12 protein-coding genes and 3 tRNA genes are annotated in these 17,536 nt (G+C 60.2%); 13 read left to right on the top strand and 2 right to left on the bottom strand.

Annotation, left to right across the window (positions count from 1 at the left end; all coding sequences use genetic code 11):
• Positions 1 to 7: 7 nt before the first annotated feature.
• On the bottom strand, positions 8 to 700 hold the full coding sequence (locus ATY77_RS14450; RefSeq protein WP_088677279.1) for an AprI/Inh family metalloprotease inhibitor: 693 nt from the start codon (positions 698 to 700) through the stop codon (positions 8 to 10).
• A 38-nt stretch (positions 701 to 738) separates the two neighbouring features.
• Complete coding sequence (gene rlmB, locus ATY77_RS14445) at positions 739 to 1,629, bottom strand: 23S rRNA (guanosine(2251)-2'-O)-methyltransferase RlmB (protein ID WP_088677280.1); 891 nt, start codon at positions 1,627 to 1,629, stop codon at positions 739 to 741.
• Between the two features lie 202 nt (positions 1,630 to 1,831).
• Between rlmB and ATY77_RS14440 the strand changes: the two genes are divergently transcribed.
• The 13 genes from ATY77_RS14440 (at position 1,832) to rpoC (ending at position 17,488) form a co-directional block, all read left to right on the top strand.
• Positions 1,832 to 1,916: transfer RNA gene (locus ATY77_RS14440), tRNA-Tyr, on the top strand.
• A 24-nt stretch (positions 1,917 to 1,940) separates the two neighbouring features.
• Positions 1,941 to 2,014 (top strand) — tRNA-Gly (locus tag ATY77_RS14435).
• A 307-nt stretch (positions 2,015 to 2,321) separates the two neighbouring features.
• A complete protein-coding gene (gene tuf, locus ATY77_RS14430; RefSeq protein WP_088685483.1) occupies positions 2,322 to 3,497 on the top strand; it encodes an elongation factor Tu in 1,176 nt (391 codons plus the stop codon).
• Positions 3,498 to 4,007: 510 nt separating this feature from the next.
• Positions 4,008 to 4,901 carry an NAD(P)-dependent oxidoreductase gene (locus tag ATY77_RS14425; protein WP_088687876.1) on the top strand — a complete coding sequence of 298 codons (894 nt, stop codon included), beginning with the start codon at positions 4,008 to 4,010 and terminating at the stop codon, positions 4,899 to 4,901.
• A gap of 167 nt (positions 4,902 to 5,068) precedes the next feature.
• A tRNA-Trp gene (locus tag ATY77_RS14420) sits at positions 5,069 to 5,144 on the top strand.
• Between the two features lie 194 nt (positions 5,145 to 5,338).
• Positions 5,339 to 5,539 carry a preprotein translocase subunit SecE gene (secE, locus tag ATY77_RS14415; protein ID WP_088677314.1) on the top strand — a complete coding sequence of 67 codons (201 nt, stop codon included), beginning with the start codon at positions 5,339 to 5,341 and terminating at the stop codon, positions 5,537 to 5,539.
• Between the two features lie 17 nt (positions 5,540 to 5,556).
• The gene (gene nusG / locus ATY77_RS14410) at positions 5,557 to 6,087 is read left to right on the top strand and encodes a transcription termination/antitermination protein NusG (protein ID WP_004669067.1); all 531 of its coding nucleotides are present in this window, start codon (positions 5,557 to 5,559) and stop codon (positions 6,085 to 6,087) included.
• A gap of 175 nt (positions 6,088 to 6,262) precedes the next feature.
• Entirely contained in the window at positions 6,263 to 6,694 is a 432-nt protein-coding gene (rplK, locus tag ATY77_RS14405; protein ID WP_009985507.1) for a 50S ribosomal protein L11, read from the top strand.
• Between the two features lie 4 nt (positions 6,695 to 6,698).
• Entirely contained in the window at positions 6,699 to 7,400 is a 702-nt protein-coding gene (rplA, locus tag ATY77_RS14400) for a 50S ribosomal protein L1 (protein WP_088677315.1), read from the top strand.
• Between the two features lie 328 nt (positions 7,401 to 7,728).
• The gene (gene rplJ / locus ATY77_RS14395) at positions 7,729 to 8,247 is read left to right on the top strand and encodes a 50S ribosomal protein L10 (RefSeq protein WP_088677316.1); all 519 of its coding nucleotides are present in this window, start codon (positions 7,729 to 7,731) and stop codon (positions 8,245 to 8,247) included.
• A gap of 56 nt (positions 8,248 to 8,303) precedes the next feature.
• Positions 8,304 to 8,687, top strand: a complete 384-nt coding sequence (gene rplL, locus ATY77_RS14390; RefSeq protein WP_004669074.1) for a 50S ribosomal protein L7/L12 — start codon at positions 8,304 to 8,306, stop codon at positions 8,685 to 8,687.
• A 260-nt stretch (positions 8,688 to 8,947) separates the two neighbouring features.
• Positions 8,948 to 13,090, top strand: coding sequence for a DNA-directed RNA polymerase subunit beta (gene rpoB / locus ATY77_RS14385; protein WP_088677317.1), 4,143 nt, complete (start codon positions 8,948 to 8,950; stop codon positions 13,088 to 13,090).
• 189 nt (positions 13,091 to 13,279) lie between these two features.
• Positions 13,280 to 17,488: a DNA-directed RNA polymerase subunit beta' gene (gene rpoC, locus ATY77_RS14380; RefSeq protein WP_088677318.1), complete on the top strand. Its 4,209-nt coding sequence runs from the start codon at positions 13,280 to 13,282 to the stop codon at positions 17,486 to 17,488.
• The last annotated feature ends 48 nt before the right edge of the window (positions 17,489 to 17,536 follow it).

The following is a 17,536-nucleotide window of genomic DNA, read 5'->3' as shown; positions in this document are numbered from 1 at the left end:
CCGAGGATTAGCGGCGTACGAGCGAAAGCGGCTTGCCGCCTTCCTGCTGCGATTTGTCGAAATTGCCGTCGGCGCGCATGTCGAATCCCAGCGAAGAACCGTCGTGGCCCATCAGCGTCAGGCCGAACCCGTCGATACGCCATACCGCGAGCTTGAGTTTGGCGACATTGGCGGCGCAGTCACCGGAAAGTGACAATGGCGCATTGCCGTCCGTGCCGACATTGCCGTCGAGCGTCACGCCGCAGAGCCTTTCGCCATCCGGCCGCTGCATCGTCCAAGCTCCCGCAAGGCTTGCGACGGTCGGCAGGTGGTCGACGCCGTCGGGTGCTGCGATCAGCAGCAGCGGCTTGCCGTGTTCCGTCTTCATCGGCGAGCCCTCGTTTTCGACGAAGCGGGCGAGCACCTTGCGCACGGGATCGATGAGGATGAGGCCGCCATTGCCGTCGAAATTCCATGCAGCGGCTTCGGCGAATGCCGGCAGCGGCTTGGCGCAGGCTTCCTGACCGGAAAGCGAGTAGCCGCCGATCGCCATATCGGTTTCGAGCGTCATGCGGCATCCGGCGCCGCCGTCAGCGGGAGCGATGAGATAGGTTCCTGCCTGCGCTTTGAGAATACCGGGATCGATATCCTGTCCATGGGCCATGCCGCAGAAAAGCAGCGCCGCTGCTGGAGCCGCGCGCCGAAGGATGAAACGGATCATGACAGTTCCCCTTTGTCGCGGCCCGCCTGCGGACCGGCCTATGCCTTCAGGTAGAGCCGCGCCGCATAAAGCGCGATCGCCGCCGCATTCGAGACGTTCAGCGATTTAATGGCGCCGGGCATGTCGAGGCGGGCAAGCGCGCCGACGGTCTCGCGCGTCTTCTGCCGCAGCCCCTTGCCCTCGGAGCCGAGCACCAGCGCCACCTTCTCGCCGGAGAAGGTGCCTTCGAGCGGCGCCGGTCCTTCCGAATCGAGGCCGATGGTGGAGAAGCCGAGCTTGTGCAATTCACCGAGCGCATCGGCGAGATTGGTAATCTGTATATAAGGTATCAGCTCCAGCGCACCGGAAGCGGATTTGGCGAGCACGCCGGACTCGGTCGGGCTGTGTCTCTGGGTGGTGATGACCGCGCCGGCATTGAAGGCGACGGCCGAGCGCATGATGGCGCCGACATTGTGCGGATCGGTGACCTGATCGAGGACGAGCAGGAGAGGGCTGTCCTTCAGAGCTTCGAGCCTGCGCACCGGAAGCGGCCGCGTTTCCAGCATCACGCCCTGATGGATCGCCTCGGGGCCGAGCGCCTTGTCGATCTCTTGCGGCGAGACGATCTCGACGGGAATACCGAGCGTCCCGACATCGATTTCGAGCCGGGCAAGCGCGTTCTGCGTCACGAACAGCTTGATCTTCTTTCGCTCGGGATTGTCGAGCGCCGCACGCACCGTATGCAGGCCATAAAGATGAACCTGATCCGGGGCGAGCGCCGGCGGCTTCCAGTCCTCAGCCCCACGCTTGCGCTTCTGCGGCTGGGGCGTCGGGATCTCGCCGCGCTCGCGCTTGGCGTCGCGGTGGGCCCGCCGCAGATTGGCGTAGTGGGTATCCTTGGCGGATGGGTCTGTCGCGGTCTTGCCGCCAAATTTCTTGTCTTTGCTCATGCGGCTTTATAGCCAGGGCGCTGGTCGCCGCATAGGCTTTCTTTCATATGCGGGCTTTCGGCGGCGAATGAAATTTTTCGTGTTTTTTCTATTGTCATCGTGTTGACAGACTGAAATGGTCCGGTCATATACGCGGCGCAGACGACGGGCGGCAACGCTTCGAAGTCTGACGAACTTGGTCTTCAAGATCCGGACGAAAACTGGAGAGATGCCCGAGTGGTTAAAGGGGACGGACTGTAAATCCGTTGGCTCAGCCTACGTTGGTTCAAATCCAACTCTCTCCACCATTCGTCATCGGATCTGACCATCCCGCGGGTATAGCTCAATGGTAGAGCAGCAGCCTTCCAAGCTGAATACGCGGGTTCGATTCCCGCTACCCGCTCCAGCTTCCATTTAACTTAGTCTAGACGATCGCCGGCGCGATCCGCGTGGATATGTTCGGCGAAGCGGACGAATGTCGTTATCGCCCGCCTGCCGAAAACGCGCGATCCAGTCATTTTTCTTCAGGATTTCAGCGATTTTTGAGGGGGCTTCGGCGAATCGCCTTGCAGGCGGCGAATTGTCTCCCATATGCGCTGTCACGCCAAGAATGGCGTCTGCAATTAAGTCTTGCGCAATTTCGCCGAAAGCCTTAAACGGCGGCACTAAACCGGTTCGCCGGGGCCACCATTTCGTTCACAGGAAGCATTCAAATGGCAAAGAGTAAGTTTGAGCGCAACAAGCCGCACGTCAACATTGGCACGATCGGCCACGTTGACCACGGCAAGACGTCTCTGACGGCAGCGATCACGAAGTACTTCGGTGAGTTCAAGGCGTACGACCAGATCGACGCGGCTCCGGAAGAGAAGGCGCGCGGCATCACGATCTCGACGGCGCACGTCGAGTACGAGACGCCGAACCGCCACTACGCGCACGTCGACTGCCCCGGCCATGCCGACTACGTGAAGAACATGATCACCGGTGCTGCCCAGATGGACGGCGCGATCCTGGTTTGCTCGGCTGCCGACGGCCCGATGCCGCAGACGCGCGAGCACATCCTGCTGGCCCGCCAGGTCGGTGTTCCGGCGATCGTCGTGTTCCTGAACAAGGTCGACCAGGTTGACGACGCCGAGCTTCTCGAACTCGTCGAGCTCGAAGTTCGCGAACTGCTGTCGTCCTACGACTTCCCGGGCGACGACATTCCGGTCGTCAAGGGTTCGGCGCTGGCCGCTCTCGAAGATTCCGACAAGAAGATCGGCGAAGACGCGATCCGTGAGCTGATGGCTGCTGTCGACGCCTACATCCCGACGCCTGAGCGTCCGGTTGACCAGCCGTTCCTGATGCCGATCGAAGATGTGTTCTCGATCTCGGGCCGCGGCACCGTGGTGACCGGCCGCGTCGAGCGTGGCATCGTCAAGGTCGGCGAAGAAGTCGAGATCGTCGGCATCCGTCCGACCTCGAAGACGACGGTGACCGGCGTTGAAATGTTCCGCAAGCTGCTCGACCAGGGCCAGGCCGGCGACAACATCGGCGCACTGGTTCGCGGTGTGAACCGTGACGGCGTCGAGCGTGGCCAGATCCTGTGCAAGCCGGGTTCGGTCAAGCCGCACAAGAAGTTCATGGCTGAAGCGTACATCCTGACGAAGGAAGAGGGCGGCCGTCATACGCCGTTCTTCACCAACTACCGTCCGCAGTTCTACTTCCGCACGACCGACGTGACGGGCATTGTGACGCTGCCGGAAGGCACGGAGATGGTCATGCCGGGCGACAACGTCACGGTTGCCGTCGAGCTGATCGTTCCGATCGCGATGGAAGAAAAGCTGCGCTTCGCCATCCGCGAAGGCGGCCGCACCGTCGGCGCCGGTATCGTCGCTTCGATCGTCGAGTAACCTTTTAGGTTATCCACAATCAGAAAACCCCGCTGGAAACAGCGGGGTTTTTCGTTTTTGATGCCTTCCGGGTCGTTTAACAGGTGTTGTAAAAATATCGTTAAAGCCGCCCGTCACAGTATTTTGTTCATCTCACGTTCAGAAAGCGGTTGTGATTGGCTCATTTTAGTCCAGACTCCTCCTTGTAAAGAGGAGAGCCCGGATGATTCCAAAGGCCACATTCGTTGCGACGATATTCGCGATGTATGTTTTCACGATGTTTTTCATCGCTGCAATTCCGCAAGAGGTCGTTCAGTCGGCCGGTGTGCAGATTAATGAGGTAAGCGTCGTCAAGTGACGACCCTGCCGGGTCATCGCAGGGGGCTGCGGTGATAGGGCAATGATTGACCAGGCGCTCCCGGATAGGGTGCTCCTGGCGGGGCGGGGTTAAACCCCTTGCAGGACGCTCGCTTGCTCTTCGCGCGGAAGCGTCTAACTATGCCTCCGGTCTCATGACGCGGAGGATATTCCATGAAGAAGCGAATCCTGTTCACAGGCGGTTCGGGCAAGGCGGGTCGCCATGCCGTGCCATGGCTGGTCAAATCAGGTTACGAGGTTCACAATCTCGATCTCGTGCCGCTGGATAGCCCCGGCGTCACCAACCTCATCGCAGACATCACCGATAGCGGTCAGGTTTTCAACGCGCTCTCCATGCATCGCGATTTTCCCGATCTCGACGCGGGCAGGGGCGTCCAGCCCTTCGATGCCGTCGTGCATTTCGCCGCCATTCCGCGCATCCTGATCAAACCTGACAACGAGACCTTCCGCATCAACACGATGGGCACCTACAATGTCATCGAGGCGGCGGTGAAGCTCGGCATCCGCAAGATCATCGTCGCGTCCAGCGAGACGACCTACGGCGTCTGCTTCGCGGAGGGACATCGCGATTTCCACCAGTTCCCGCTGGAGGAGGACTATGACGTCAATCCGATGGATTCCTACGGCCTTTCGAAGGTGGTCAACGAAAAGACCGCGCGCGCCTTTGCCGAACGGTCCGGCTTCGACATCTATGCGCTGCGCATCGGCAATGTCATCGAGCCGCACGAATATGAGAGGTTTCCCACCTATTTCGCCAATCCCGAAATGCGCAAGCGCATCGCCTGGAGTTATATCGACGCCCGCGACCTCGGCCAGATCTGCCATCTCTGCATCGAGAAGGACGGCCTCGGCTATCAGGTTTTCAACGCCGCCAACGATACCGTCTCGGCCAATACGCCGTCGAAGGAACTTGCGAAGCGATTCTTCCCGAACGTGCCCTTCACGCGCGATATCGGTGAATATGAGGGGCTGCTCTCCAACCGCAAGATCCGCGAAGTGCTGGGCTTCAAGGAGGAACACGATTGGCGGAAATACGTGAAGGTCTGACCAGGCCCCGGCCGCGCGGTTGAAAAGCCATGAACCCCCATATGAGGAGAATGGCTTTGAAAATCGAAAATCGTGCTTGCCAATCCCGCGCCGTCGTCTTAAAGGGTCGCCATGCTTTTCGATAGCGATTTGCGGGCCTTGGCTTCGGCGCTGGATGATCGGCATGAAGGGGTATAGCTCAGTTGGTAGAGCGGCGGTCTCCAAAACCGCAGGTCGGGGGTTCGAGCCCCTCTGCCCCTGCCACTTTCCTGAATACGGGACAGCGCGGACGTGCTTGCAGCGTTTCGGAGCGGGAACAATTGGTGGCAACTAATTTCGTTAAACTTCGGTTTCCCTCTTGTGTATTCGGAAATCGGTGTTTATTTAGGGTTCAACAGACACGCGGTGCGTGGGGCTGATATGTTCAGCTTTACGCGCCGTAATTGCGTGGGCAGTCGATGGCATCCAAATCCAATCCATTTGCGTTTCTGCAGCAGGTTCGCTCCGAGACGTCCAAGGTCACATGGCCGTCGCGCCGCGAGACGATGATCTCGACGGTGATGGTGCTTGTGATGGTGGTTTTCGCCGCGCTGTTTTTCTTTGCCGCTGACCAGCTGATCGGCTGGGCCCTCAGCTTCGTGCTGAATATCGGCAACTGATACGGGTGGAGATAAAAATGGCGGCACGTTGGTACATCGTCCACGCGTATTCCAATTTTGAAAAGAAGGTGGCTGAGGACATCGAGAACAAGGCTCGCCAGAAGGGGCTTGAGCACCTGTTCGAGAAGATTCTCGTGCCGACCGAAAAGGTGGTGGAAGTGCGTCGCGGCCGCAAGGTCGACAGCGAGCGCAAATTTTTCCCGGGTTATGTCCTCGTTCGCGCCAATCTCACGGACGAGGCCTACCACCTGATCAAGAATACGCCGAAGGTCACCGGTTTCCTCGGCTCAGACAATAAGCCCGTTCCGATTCCGGATTATGAAGCCGAGCGCATTCTCGGCCAGGTCCAGGAAGGTGTCGAGCGGCCGAAGGCGTCCATCACCTTCGAGATCGGCGAGCAGGTCCGCGTTTCCGACGGCCCGTTCGCTTCGTTCAACGGCACGGTTCAGGATGTGGACGAAGAGCGTTCGCGCCTGAAGGTAGAGGTGTCGATCTTCGGCCGCGCAACGCCGGTCGAGCTGGAATACGCGCAGGTCGAGAAGGTCTGATTGCAGAATTGGAAGCCGGCCCTTGCGGCCTGTTTCCTGCGGACCTTGTCCGCATCCGCGTGGAAGGTGAGGGGTCTTAGCCGGACCCCAATGATCCGCACCACGCAACCGCAGCCGCCGGAGCGATCCGGCATCACGGGCCGGGCAGCCGGCCGTTCATGAAAGGCAGAGAGATATGGCTAAGAAAGTTGCAGGCCAGCTCAAGCTTCAGGTCAAGGCAGGATCGGCGAACCCGTCCCCGCCGATCGGACCGGCGCTTGGTCAGCGTGGCATTAACATCATGGAATTCTGCAAGGCGTTCAATGCCGCCACGCAGGAAATGGAAAAGGGTATGCCGATTCCGGTCGTCATCACCTATTACCAGGACAAGTCCTTCACCTTCGCTATGAAGCAGCCGCCGGTCAGCTACTGGCTGAAGAAGGAAGCGAAGATCACGTCCGGTTCCAAGACCCCGGGCAAGGGCGCAAAGGCCGGTACCCTCACCAAGGCTCAGATCAAGACGATCGCCGAAGCCAAGATGAAGGACCTGAACGCAGCAGATATCGAAGGTGCAATGGCGATGATCGAGGGCTCCGCCCGCGCCATGGGCCTGGAAGTGGTGGGTTAAGACCATGGCAGGCAAGCGCACTCAGAAGATCAATGAAGGTGTTGATCCGACCAAGCTCTACGCTCTGACGACCGCCATCGGCATGGTCAAGGAACGGGCTGTCGCCAAGTTCGACGAAACTATCGAAGTCTCGATGAACCTCGGTGTTGACCCGCGTCATGCGGACCAGATGGTTCGCGGCGTCGTCAACCTGCCGAACGGCACCGGCCGTACGGTTCGCGTCGCAGTCTTCGCTCGTGGCGCCAAGGCTGACGAAGCCAAGGCAGCCGGCGCAGACGTTGTCGGTGCAGAAGACCTCGTCGAAATCGTCCAGGGCGGCAAGATCGATTTCGATCGCTGCATCGCCACTCCCGACATGATGCCGCTCGTCGGCCGTCTCGGTAAGGTTCTCGGCCCGCGCGGCATGATGCCGAACCCGAAGGTCGGCACCGTCACCATGGATGTCGCCGGAGCCGTCAAGGCTTCCAAGGGCGGCGCCGTCGAGTTCCGCGTCGAAAAGGCTGGCATCGTCCACGCCGGCATCGGCAAGGCCTCCTTCGATGCCAAGGCTCTGGAAGAAAACATCCGCGCTTTCGCCGACGCCGTCATCAAGGCGAAGCCGGCTGGCGCCAAGGGCAATTACGTCAAGCGCGTGGCGATTTCTTCGACCATGGGCCCGGGCGTAAAGATCGAAGTCGGCTCGGTCACCGCGGCCGCGACTGCATAAGTTTCATCGGGCTTTGGCCTGATAACAAGAATTCCGGCCTCGCAAGGGGCCGGAATATTCCGGAGAAATCCGGAATCCTGTCCGAGATTGCAGGTGGTTTTCCCTTAATCACTTTGCCTGCATGAGACGGGTAAGACCCGAATTGCATGAAGTTCTGCTTCTAGGAAATCGGTTCGAGCCTTGGATGCCTTGTGCCTTCCTTGCCTTAAGTGGCGCGGAGCGCGAGGGGACAGGATCCTCAAGCGTCGCTTGGGATCTCTTTTGATCCCGGGAGGCAAAGGCAACCCGGTGGGTCCGTTCAAACGGTCCCGCCAACTGGAGATAGGCAGTGGAAAGAGCGGAAAAGCGCGAATTCGTCACGGAACTGAACGATGTCTTCAAGGCATCGGGCTCGGTTGTCGTGGCCCACTATGCTGGTGCTACAGTCGCACAGATGAACGATTTTCGTTCGAAGATGCGCGCTGCTGGCGGCACCGTCAAAGTCGCGAAGAACCGCCTGGCCAAAATTGCCCTTCAGGGTACGGAAGCGGAAGGGATCTCCGATCTCTTCAAGGGTCAGACTCTCATTGCTTACAGCAATGATCCGATCACCGCTCCGAAGGTCGTCATGGATTTCGCCAAGACCAACGATAAGATCGTGGTTCTCGGCGGCGCCATGGGAACAACCACGCTCAACGCCGAAGGTGTCAAGTCGCTTGCGACCCTGCCTTCGCTGGACGAACTGCGTGCGAAGCTGCTGGGCATGATCCAGACACCGGCTACCCGCATCGCAGGCGTTGTTGCAGCACCGGCAAGTCAGCTTGCTCGCGTGTTCTCGGCCTACGCCAAGAAGGACGAAGCCGCTTAAGGCGGTTTTTCGCTGTACATACTCAACAGTTCGAACCGAACAAAAGGAACTAGAAAATGGCTGATCTCGCAAAGATCGTTGAAGACCTCTCCTCTCTGACCGTCCTGGAAGCTGCTGAGCTTTCCAAGCTGCTCGAAGAAAAGTGGGGCGTTTCCGCCGCTGCTCCGGTAGCTGTTGCTGCCGTTGCTGGTGGTGCAGGCGGCGCAGCTGCTCCGGCTGAAGAAGAAAAGACCGAGTTCGACGTCATCCTCACGGATGCCGGCGCAAACAAGATCAACGTCATCAAGGAAGTCCGCGCCATCACCGGTCTCGGCCTCAAGGAAGCCAAGGACCTCGTCGAAGGCGCTCCGAAGGCTGTCAAGGAAGGCGTTTCCAAGGCTGAAGCCGCTGACATCAAGAAGAAGCTCGAAGACGCTGGCGCCAAGGCCGACGTCAAGTAAGCTTGAACTGCTTTTGGGAGGTGGCATTTGCTGCCTCCCATTTGCCGTTTTTCTGAACGAATTACCCAAAAGCCGCGTCAAAACGGCTTTTGGGTAATGGGTTCTTCAAAAGGATAGTCTCGCACCGAGGGCAGCACAGCAATCCGAGCTGAGCGTTCCGGTAGTCGGACGAGATTGAACTACCCATTGATTGACGGGGTCGACTGGCCATCGGTTCCCGTCCGTTGCAGGCCCGGGTGCAAGATTTTGAAGGAGCGACGATGGCTCAGACCCTTTCGTTCAACGGTCGCAGGCGCGTACGCAAGTTTTTTGGTAAGATCCCCGAAGTCGCGGAAATGCCGAACCTCATCGAGGTTCAGAAGGCGTCCTACGACCAGTTTCTGATGGTTGAAGAGCCGAAGGGCGGCCGGCCCGACGAGGGTCTTCAGGCAGTCTTCAAGTCGGTTTTCCCGATCACCGATTTCTCCGGCGCTTCGATGCTGGAATTCGTATCCTATGAGTTCGAGCCGCCGAAATTCGACGTTGACGAATGCCGCCAGCGCGACCTGACCTATGCCGCGCCGCTGAAGGTGACGCTGCGCCTCATCGTGTTCGATATCGACGAGGATACCGGCGCGAAGTCGATCAAGGACATCAAGGAACAGTCCGTCTACATGGGCGACATGCCGCTCATGACCAACAACGGCACGTTCATCGTCAACGGCACCGAGCGCGTCATCGTCTCGCAGATGCACCGTTCGCCGGGCGTCTTCTTCGACCATGACAAGGGCAAGAGCCATTCTTCCGGTAAGCTGCTCTTTGCTGCGCGCGTCATTCCCTATCGCGGCTCCTGGCTCGATATCGAATTCGACGCCAAGGACATCGTCTACGCTCGTATCGACCGCCGCCGCAAGATTCCGGTGACGTCGCTGCTGATGGCGCTCGGCATGGACGGCGAGGAAATCCTCGACACCTTCTATACGAAGTCGCTCTACAAGCGCGACGGCGAAGGCTGGCGCATTCCCTTCAAGCCGGAAACGCTGAAGGGCGCCAAGGCGATCACCGAGATGGTCGACGCCGATACCGGCGAAGTCGTCGTGGAAGCCGGCAAGAAGCTGACCCCGCGCCTGCTGCGCCAGCTTTCCGACAAGGGCCTGAAGGCGCTGAAGGCCGGCGACGACGACCTCTACGGCAACTACCTCGCCGAAGACATCGTCAACTACTCGACGGGTGAGATCTATCTCGAAGCCGGCGACGAGATCGACGAGAAGACGCTTGGCATCATCCTGTCGAACGGTTTCGACGAAATCCCGGTTCTCGGCATCGACCACATCAATGTCGGCGCCTATATCCGCAACACGCTTTCGGCAGACAAGAACGAGAACCGTCAGGACGCTCTGTTCGATATCTACCGCGTCATGCGTCCGGGCGAACCGCCGACTATGGAATCGGCCGAAGCCATGTTCAACTCGCTGTTCTTCGATGCGGAGCGTTACGACCTCTCCGCCGTCGGCCGCGTCAAGATGAATATGCGCCTCGACCTCACCGTCGAAGACACCGTCCGCATCCTGCGCAAGGACGACATCCTGGCCGTGGTCAAGATGCTGGTCGAGTTGCGCGACGGCAAGGGCGAGATCGACGACATCGACAACCTCGGCAACCGCCGCGTTCGCTCGGTCGGCGAGCTGATGGAGAACCAGTACCGTCTCGGTCTGCTCCGCATGGAGCGCGCGATCAAGGAGCGCATGTCCTCGATCGAGATCGATACGGTCATGCCGCAGGATCTGATCAACGCCAAGCCGGCTGCTGCCGCCGTGCGCGAGTTCTTCGGCTCCTCGCAGCTCTCGCAGTTCATGGACCAGGTCAACCCGCTCTCGGAAATCACCCACAAGCGCCGTCTTTCGGCTCTTGGCCCGGGCGGTCTGACTCGCGAGCGCGCCGGCTTCGAAGTCCGCGACGTGCATCCGACCCATTACGGCCGCATCTGCCCGATCGAAACGCCGGAAGGCCCGAACATCGGTCTCATCAACTCGCTTGCGACCTTTGCCCGCGTCAACAAGTACGGCTTCATCGAAAGCCCGTATCGCCGCATCGTGGACGGCAAAGTGACGAACGACGTGCTCTACCTCTCCGCCATGGAAGAGGCGAAGTATTACGTCGCTCAGGCCAACGCCGAGATGAACCCCGACGGTTCTTTCGTTGACGAATTCGTCGTCTGCCGCCATGCCGGCGAAGTTATGCTGGCGCCTCGCGACAGCATGAACCTGATGGACGTTTCGCCGAAGCAGGTCGTTTCGGTCGCAGCCGCGCTCATCCCGTTTCTGGAAAACGACGACGCCAACCGCGCGCTCATGGGCTCGAACATGCAGCGTCAGGCCGTGCCTCTGCTGCGTGCCGAAGCTCCGTTCGTCGGCACCGGCATGGAGCCGGTCGTCGCCCGTGACTCCGGTGCCGCCATCGGCGCTCGCCGCGGCGGCGTGGTCGACCAGGTCGACGCGACTCGTATCGTTATCCGCGCCACGGAAGACCTCGAAGCCGGCAAATCAGGCGTCGATATCTACCGCCTGCAGAAGTTCCAGCGTTCGAACCAGAACACCTGCGTCAACCAGCGTCCGCTGGTCACCGTCGGTGACGTCGTCAACCGCGGCGACATCCTCGCCGACGGCCCGTCGACCGATCTCGGCGACCTGGCGCTCGGCCGCAACGCGCTCGTCGCGTTCATGCCCTGGAACGGCTACAACTACGAAGACTCGATCCTGCTCTCCGAGCGCATCGTTGCCGACGACGTGTTCACCTCCATCCACATCGAAGAATTCGAAGTGATGGCGCGTGACACCAAGCTTGGCCCTGAGGAAATCACCCGCGACATTCCGAACGTTTCGGAAGAAGCGCTGAAGAACCTCGACGAAGCCGGCATCGTCTATATCGGCGCCGAAGTTCAGCCGGGCGATATCCTCGTCGGCAAGATCACGCCGAAGGGCGAAAGCCCGATGACGCCGGAAGAAAAGCTTCTGCGCGCCATCTTCGGCGAAAAGGCCTCCGACGTGCGCGATACCTCCATGCGCATGCCGCCCGGCACCTACGGCACGATCGTCGAAGTTCGCGTCTTCAACCGCCACGGCGTTGAGAAGGACGAGCGCGCGATGGCGATCGAGCGCGAAGAGATCGAGCGCCTTGCCAAGGACCGCGACGACGAGCAGGCCATTCTCGACCGTAACGTCTACGGCCGTCTGATCGACATGCTGCGCGGCCAGGTCTCCATTGCCGGCCCGAAGGGCTTCAAGAAGGGCACCGAGCTTTCGAACGCCGTCGTCTCCGAATATCCCCGCTCGCAGTGGTGGATGTTCGCGGTCGAAGACGAGAAGGTTCAGAGCGAGCTGGAAGCGCTTCGCGGCCAGTACGACGAATCCAAGTCGCGCCTTGAGCAGCGCTTCATGGACAAGGTCGAGAAGGTCCAGCGCGGCGATGAAATGCCTCCTGGCGTCATGAAGATGGTCAAGGTCTTCGTCGCTGTGAAGCGCAAGATCCAGCCGGGCGACAAGATGGCCGGCCGTCACGGGAACAAGGGCGTGGTCTCGCGCATTGTGCCTGTCGAGGACATGCCGTTCCTCGAAGACGGCACGCATGTCGACGTCGTTCTGAACCCGCTCGGCGTGCCGTCGCGCATGAACGTCGGCCAGATCCTGGAAACGCACCTGGGCTGGGCTTGCGCCGGCATGGGTCGCCAGATCGGCGAACTGATCGAAGCCTACAAGGCGAACGGCAACATCGAGCCGCTGCGTAAGACCATCGGCGATGTCGTCGGGGACGGTCCGAAGGCCGAACAGGTCCAGGATTTCGACGATGACTCGGTTCTGCGTCTCGCCGATCAGTGGAAGCGTGGCGTTTCGATTGCAACGCCTGTTTTCGACGGCGCAAACGAAGGCGATGTCAACGACATGCTGCGTCTGGCAGGTCTGAAGGATACCGGTCAGTCGACGCTCTATGACGGCCGTACCGGCGAGCAGTTCGACCGCCAGGTGACCGTGGGCTACATCTACATGCTGAAGCTCAACCACCTGGTCGACGACAAGATCCATGCCCGCTCGATCGGTCCTTACTCGCTCGTGACCCAGCAGCCGCTTGGTGGCAAGGCGCAGTTCGGCGGTCAGCGCTTCGGCGAAATGGAAGTCTGGGCGCTCGAAGCTTACGGCGCAGCCTATACGCTGCAGGAAATGCTGACGGTGAAGTCGGACGATGTCGCCGGCCGCACCAAGGTCTACGAGGCGATCGTCCGTGGCGACGACACCTTCGAGGCCGGCATTCCGGAAAGCTTCAACGTTCTCGTCAAGGAAATGCGCTCGCTGGGTCTTTCGGTCGAGCTGGAGAACTCCAAGGTTGACGACCTGCAGGCTGCAAGCCAGCTGCCGGACGCTGCCGAGTAACCACTTGATAGGGTGTGCGCTCTTAAAAGGGCGCACACCGTTCCCGCCAAGGCCCCGTAACGTGTCGGCCGGGCAGGGACGCTTTTGCCGCATTCTGCGGTTATCGTCGTTTTATGCGATGGCGCGGCTCCCGGGATTTGCCGCCAACCTCGCAAGCTAAGGGCGCTTTCGCCCATGAAGGAGACAGGCATGAACCAAGAGGTCATGAATCTTTTCAATCCGCAGGTGCCTGCACAGAATTTCGATTCCATTCGGATTTCGATCGCGTCTCCGGAGAAGATCCTCTCCTGGTCCTACGGTGAGATCAAGAAGCCGGAAACCATCAACTACCGTACGTTCAAGCCTGAACGCGACGGTCTGTTCTGCGCGCGCATCTTCGGGCCGATAAAGGACTACGAATGCCTGTGCGGCAAGTACAAGCGCATGAAGTACAAGGGCATCATCTGCGAAAAGTGCGGCGTCGAAGTCACGCTGTCGCGCGTTCGCCGTGAGCGCATGGGCCATATCGAGCTCGCCGCGCCGGTTGCTCATATCTGGTTCCTGAAGTCGCTGCCGAGCCGTATCTCCACGCTGCTCGACATGACGCTGAAGGATGTCGAGCGCGTTCTCTACTTCGAAAACTACATCGTCACCGAGCCGGGCCTGACCGCGCTCAAGGAGCATCAGCTCCTCTCGGAAGAAGAGTACATGCTCGCCGTCGACGAATATGGTGAAGACCAGTTCACGGCGATGATCGGTGCAGAAGCCATCTACGAGATGCTCGCATCGATGAACCTCGAAAAGATCGCTGGCGATCTGCGCTCCGAGCTTGCCGATACGACGTCGGATCTCAAGCAGAAGAAGCTGATGAAGCGCCTGAAGATCGTCGAGAACTTCATGGAATCAGGCAACCGTCCGGAATGGATGATCATGAAGGTCGTTCCGGTCATCCCGCCGGATCTGCGCCCGCTGGTTCCGCTCGACGGTGGCCGTTTCGCGACCTCGGATCTGAACGATCTGTACCGCCGCGTCATCAACCGTAACAACCGTCTGAAGCGCCTCATCGAACTGCGCGCTCCCGGCATCATCATCCGCAACGAAAAGCGCATGCTGCAGGAATCTGTCGATGCGCTGTTCGACAACGGCCGCCGCGGCCGCGTCATCACCGGCGCCAACAAGCGTCCACTGAAGTCGCTGTCCGATATGTTGAAGGGCAAGCAGGGCCGCTTCCGCCAGAACCTGCTCGGCAAGCGCGTCGACTATTCCGGCCGTTCGGTCATCGTCACCGGTCCGGAACTGAAGCTGCACCAGTGCGGCCTGCCGAAGAAGATGGCGCTCGAGCTCTTCAAGCCGTTCATCTACGCCCGCCTCGACGCCAAGGGTTATTCCTCGACCGTCAAGCAGGCCAAGAAGCTGGTCGAAAAGGAAAAGCCTGAGGTCTGGGATATCCTCGACGAGGTCATCCGCGAGCATCCGGTTCTCCTGAACCGCGCACCGACGCTGCACCGCCTGGGCATCCAGGCCTTCGAACCCACCCTGGTCGAAGGCAAGGCGATCCAGCTGCATCCGCTCGTCTGCACAGCCTTCAACGCCGACTTCGACGGTGACCAGATGGCCGTTCACGTGCCGCTGTCGCTCGAAGCCCAGCTCGAAGCCCGCGTGCTGATGATGTCGACCAACAACATCCTGCATCCGGCCAACGGCGCGCCGATCATCGTTCCCTCGCAGGACATGGTTCTCGGCCTCTATTACCTGTCGATCCTCAACCAGAACGAGCCGGGTGAAGGCATGGCCTTCTCCGATCTCGGCGAGCTGCATCACGCGCTTGAAAACAAGGTCGTGACGCTGCACACCAAGATCCGCGGCCGCTTCAAGTCGATCGGCGAGGACGGCAAGCCCTACTCGAAGATCTATGAGACGACGCCTGGCCGTCTGCTCATCGGCGAACTCCTGCCGAAGAACGGCAAGGTGCCCTTCGATATCTGCAACCAGGAAATGACCAAGAAGAACATCTCCAAGATGATCGACACGGTCTACCGCCATTGCGGCCAGAAGGACACGGTCATCTTCTGCGACCGCATCATGCAGCTCGGCTTCGCTCATGCCTGCCGCGCCGGCATTTCGTTCGGCAAGGACGACATGGTCATTCCGGCCACCAAGGCGAAGATCGTTGCCGACACCGAAAACCTGGTGAAGGAATACGAGCAGCAGTACAATGACGGCCTTATCACTCAGGGCGAGAAGTACAACAAGGTTGTCGACGCCTGGGGCAAGGCGACTGAAAAGGTCGCCGAAGAGATGATGGCCCGCATTAAGGCGGTCGAATTCGATGAGAACACCGGCCGTCAGAAGCCGATGAACTCGATCTACATGATGAGCCATTCCGGCGCCCGCGGTTCTCCGAACCAGATGCGCCAGCTGGGCGGCATGCGCGGCCTCATGGCCAAGCCGTCGGGTGAAATCATCGAGACGCCGATCATCTCGAACTTCAAGGAAGGTCTGACCGTCAACGAGTACTTCAACTCGACGCACGGTGCCCGTAAGGGCCTGGCAGATACGGCTCTGAAGACCGCCAACTCCGGTTACCTGACCCGCCGTCTCGTCGACGTCGCGCAGGATTGCATCGTCACGCATGTCGATTGCGGAACCGAAACCGGTCTGACGATGACGGCGATCGTCGATGCCGGCCAGGTCGTCGCCTCGCTCGGCGCCCGCATCCTCGGCCGCACGGCGCTCGACGACATCGATCATCCGGTCACCGGCGAGCGTATCGTCGATGCCGGCAAGATGATCCTCGAGCCTGATGTCATCGAGATCGAGAAGGCCGGTATCCAGTCGATTCGCATCCGCTCGGCGCTGACCTGCGAAATCCAGACCGGCGTCTGCTCGGTCTGCTACGGTCGCGACCTTGCGCGCGGTACGCCTGTCAACATGGGCGAAGCCGTCGGCGTCATCGCCGCTCAGTCGATCGGCGAGCCGGGAACCCAGCTCACCATGCGTACCTTCCACCTTGGCGGTACGGCAACCGTGGTCGACCAGTCGTTCCTGGAAGCTTCGTACGAAGGTACGGTGCAGATCAAGAACCGCAACCTGCTGCGCAACTCGGAAGGCAGCCTCGTTGCCATGGGCCGCAACATGACCGTCCAGATCCTGGACGAGCGTGGCGTGGAGCGCTCCTCGCAGCGCGTCGCCTACGGTTCGAAGCTGCATGTCGACGAAGGCGACAAGGTCAAGCGCGGTCAGCGTCTGGCGGAGTGGGATCCTTACACCCGTCCGATGATGACGGAAGTGGCCGGTACCGTTCAGTTCGAGGACCTCGTCGACGGTCTCTCCGTTCTCGAAGCGACCGACGAATCGACCGGCATCACCAAGCGTCAGGTCATCGACTGGCGTTCGACCCCGCGCGGTTCGGACCTCAAGCCGGCGATCGTCATTAAGGACGCCAGCGGCAATGTCGCCAAGCTGTCGCGTGGCGGTGACGCCCGCTTCCTGCTCTCGGTCGATGCCATTCTGTCGGTTGAGCCGGGTACGAAGGTCTCCCAGGGTGACGTTCTCGCGCGTTCGCCGCTCGAAAGCGCCAAGACCAAGGACATCACCGGCGGTCTGCCGCGCGTTGCCGAACTGTTCGAAGCACGCCGTCCGAAGGATCACGCCATCATCGCAGAGATCGATGGTACGATCCGCCTCGGCCGCGACTACAAGAACAAGCGTCGCGTCATCATCGAGCCAGCGGAAGACGGTGTCGAGCCTGTCGAATACCTGATCCCGAAGGGCAAGCCCTTCCATCTTCAGGACGGCGACTATATCGAAAAGGGTGACTACATCCTCGACGGTAACCCGGCTCCGCACGACATCCTGGCGATCAAGGGCGTGGAGGCTCTGGCTTCCTACCTCGTCAACGAAATCCAGGAAGTCTATCGTCTGCAGGGCGTCGTCATCAACGACAAGCACATCGAAGTGATCGTCCGTCAGATGCTGCAGAAGGTGGAAATCACTGATGCTGGCGACTCGACCTACATCGTCGGCGACAATGTCGACCGGATCGAGCTCGAGGACGTCAACGACCACCTGATCGAACAGGGCAAGAAGCCTGCCCATGGCGATCCGGTTCTGCTCGGCATCACCAAGGCGTCGCTGCAGACCCCGTCCTTCATCTCGGCCGCGTCCTTCCAGGAAACGACCAAGGTGCTGACGGAAGCCGCGATCGCCGGCAAGACCGATGGCCTGCAGGGTCTGAAGGAAAACGTCATCGTCGGCCGCCTCATCCCGGCCGGCACCGGCGGCACCATGACCCAGATCCGCCGTATCGCCACTTCGCGCGACGAGCTGATCCTCGAAGAGCGCCGCAAGGGCACCGGGGCAGCGGTTGCCACGCCGATGCTGCAGGACATGGCCGAAAACGCTCCGGCTGCGGAATAATCCGCAGCTGAGGTCCGCGAATTGAAAAACCGCCCGGAGCGATCCGGG

The organism is Rhizobium sp. R634 (assembly GCF_002211305.1).
Taxonomy (GTDB): domain Bacteria; phylum Pseudomonadota; class Alphaproteobacteria; order Rhizobiales; family Rhizobiaceae; genus Rhizobium.
Note: the sequence above shows the minus strand (reverse complement) of the source record. Positions and strands in the feature narration are given on the sequence as shown.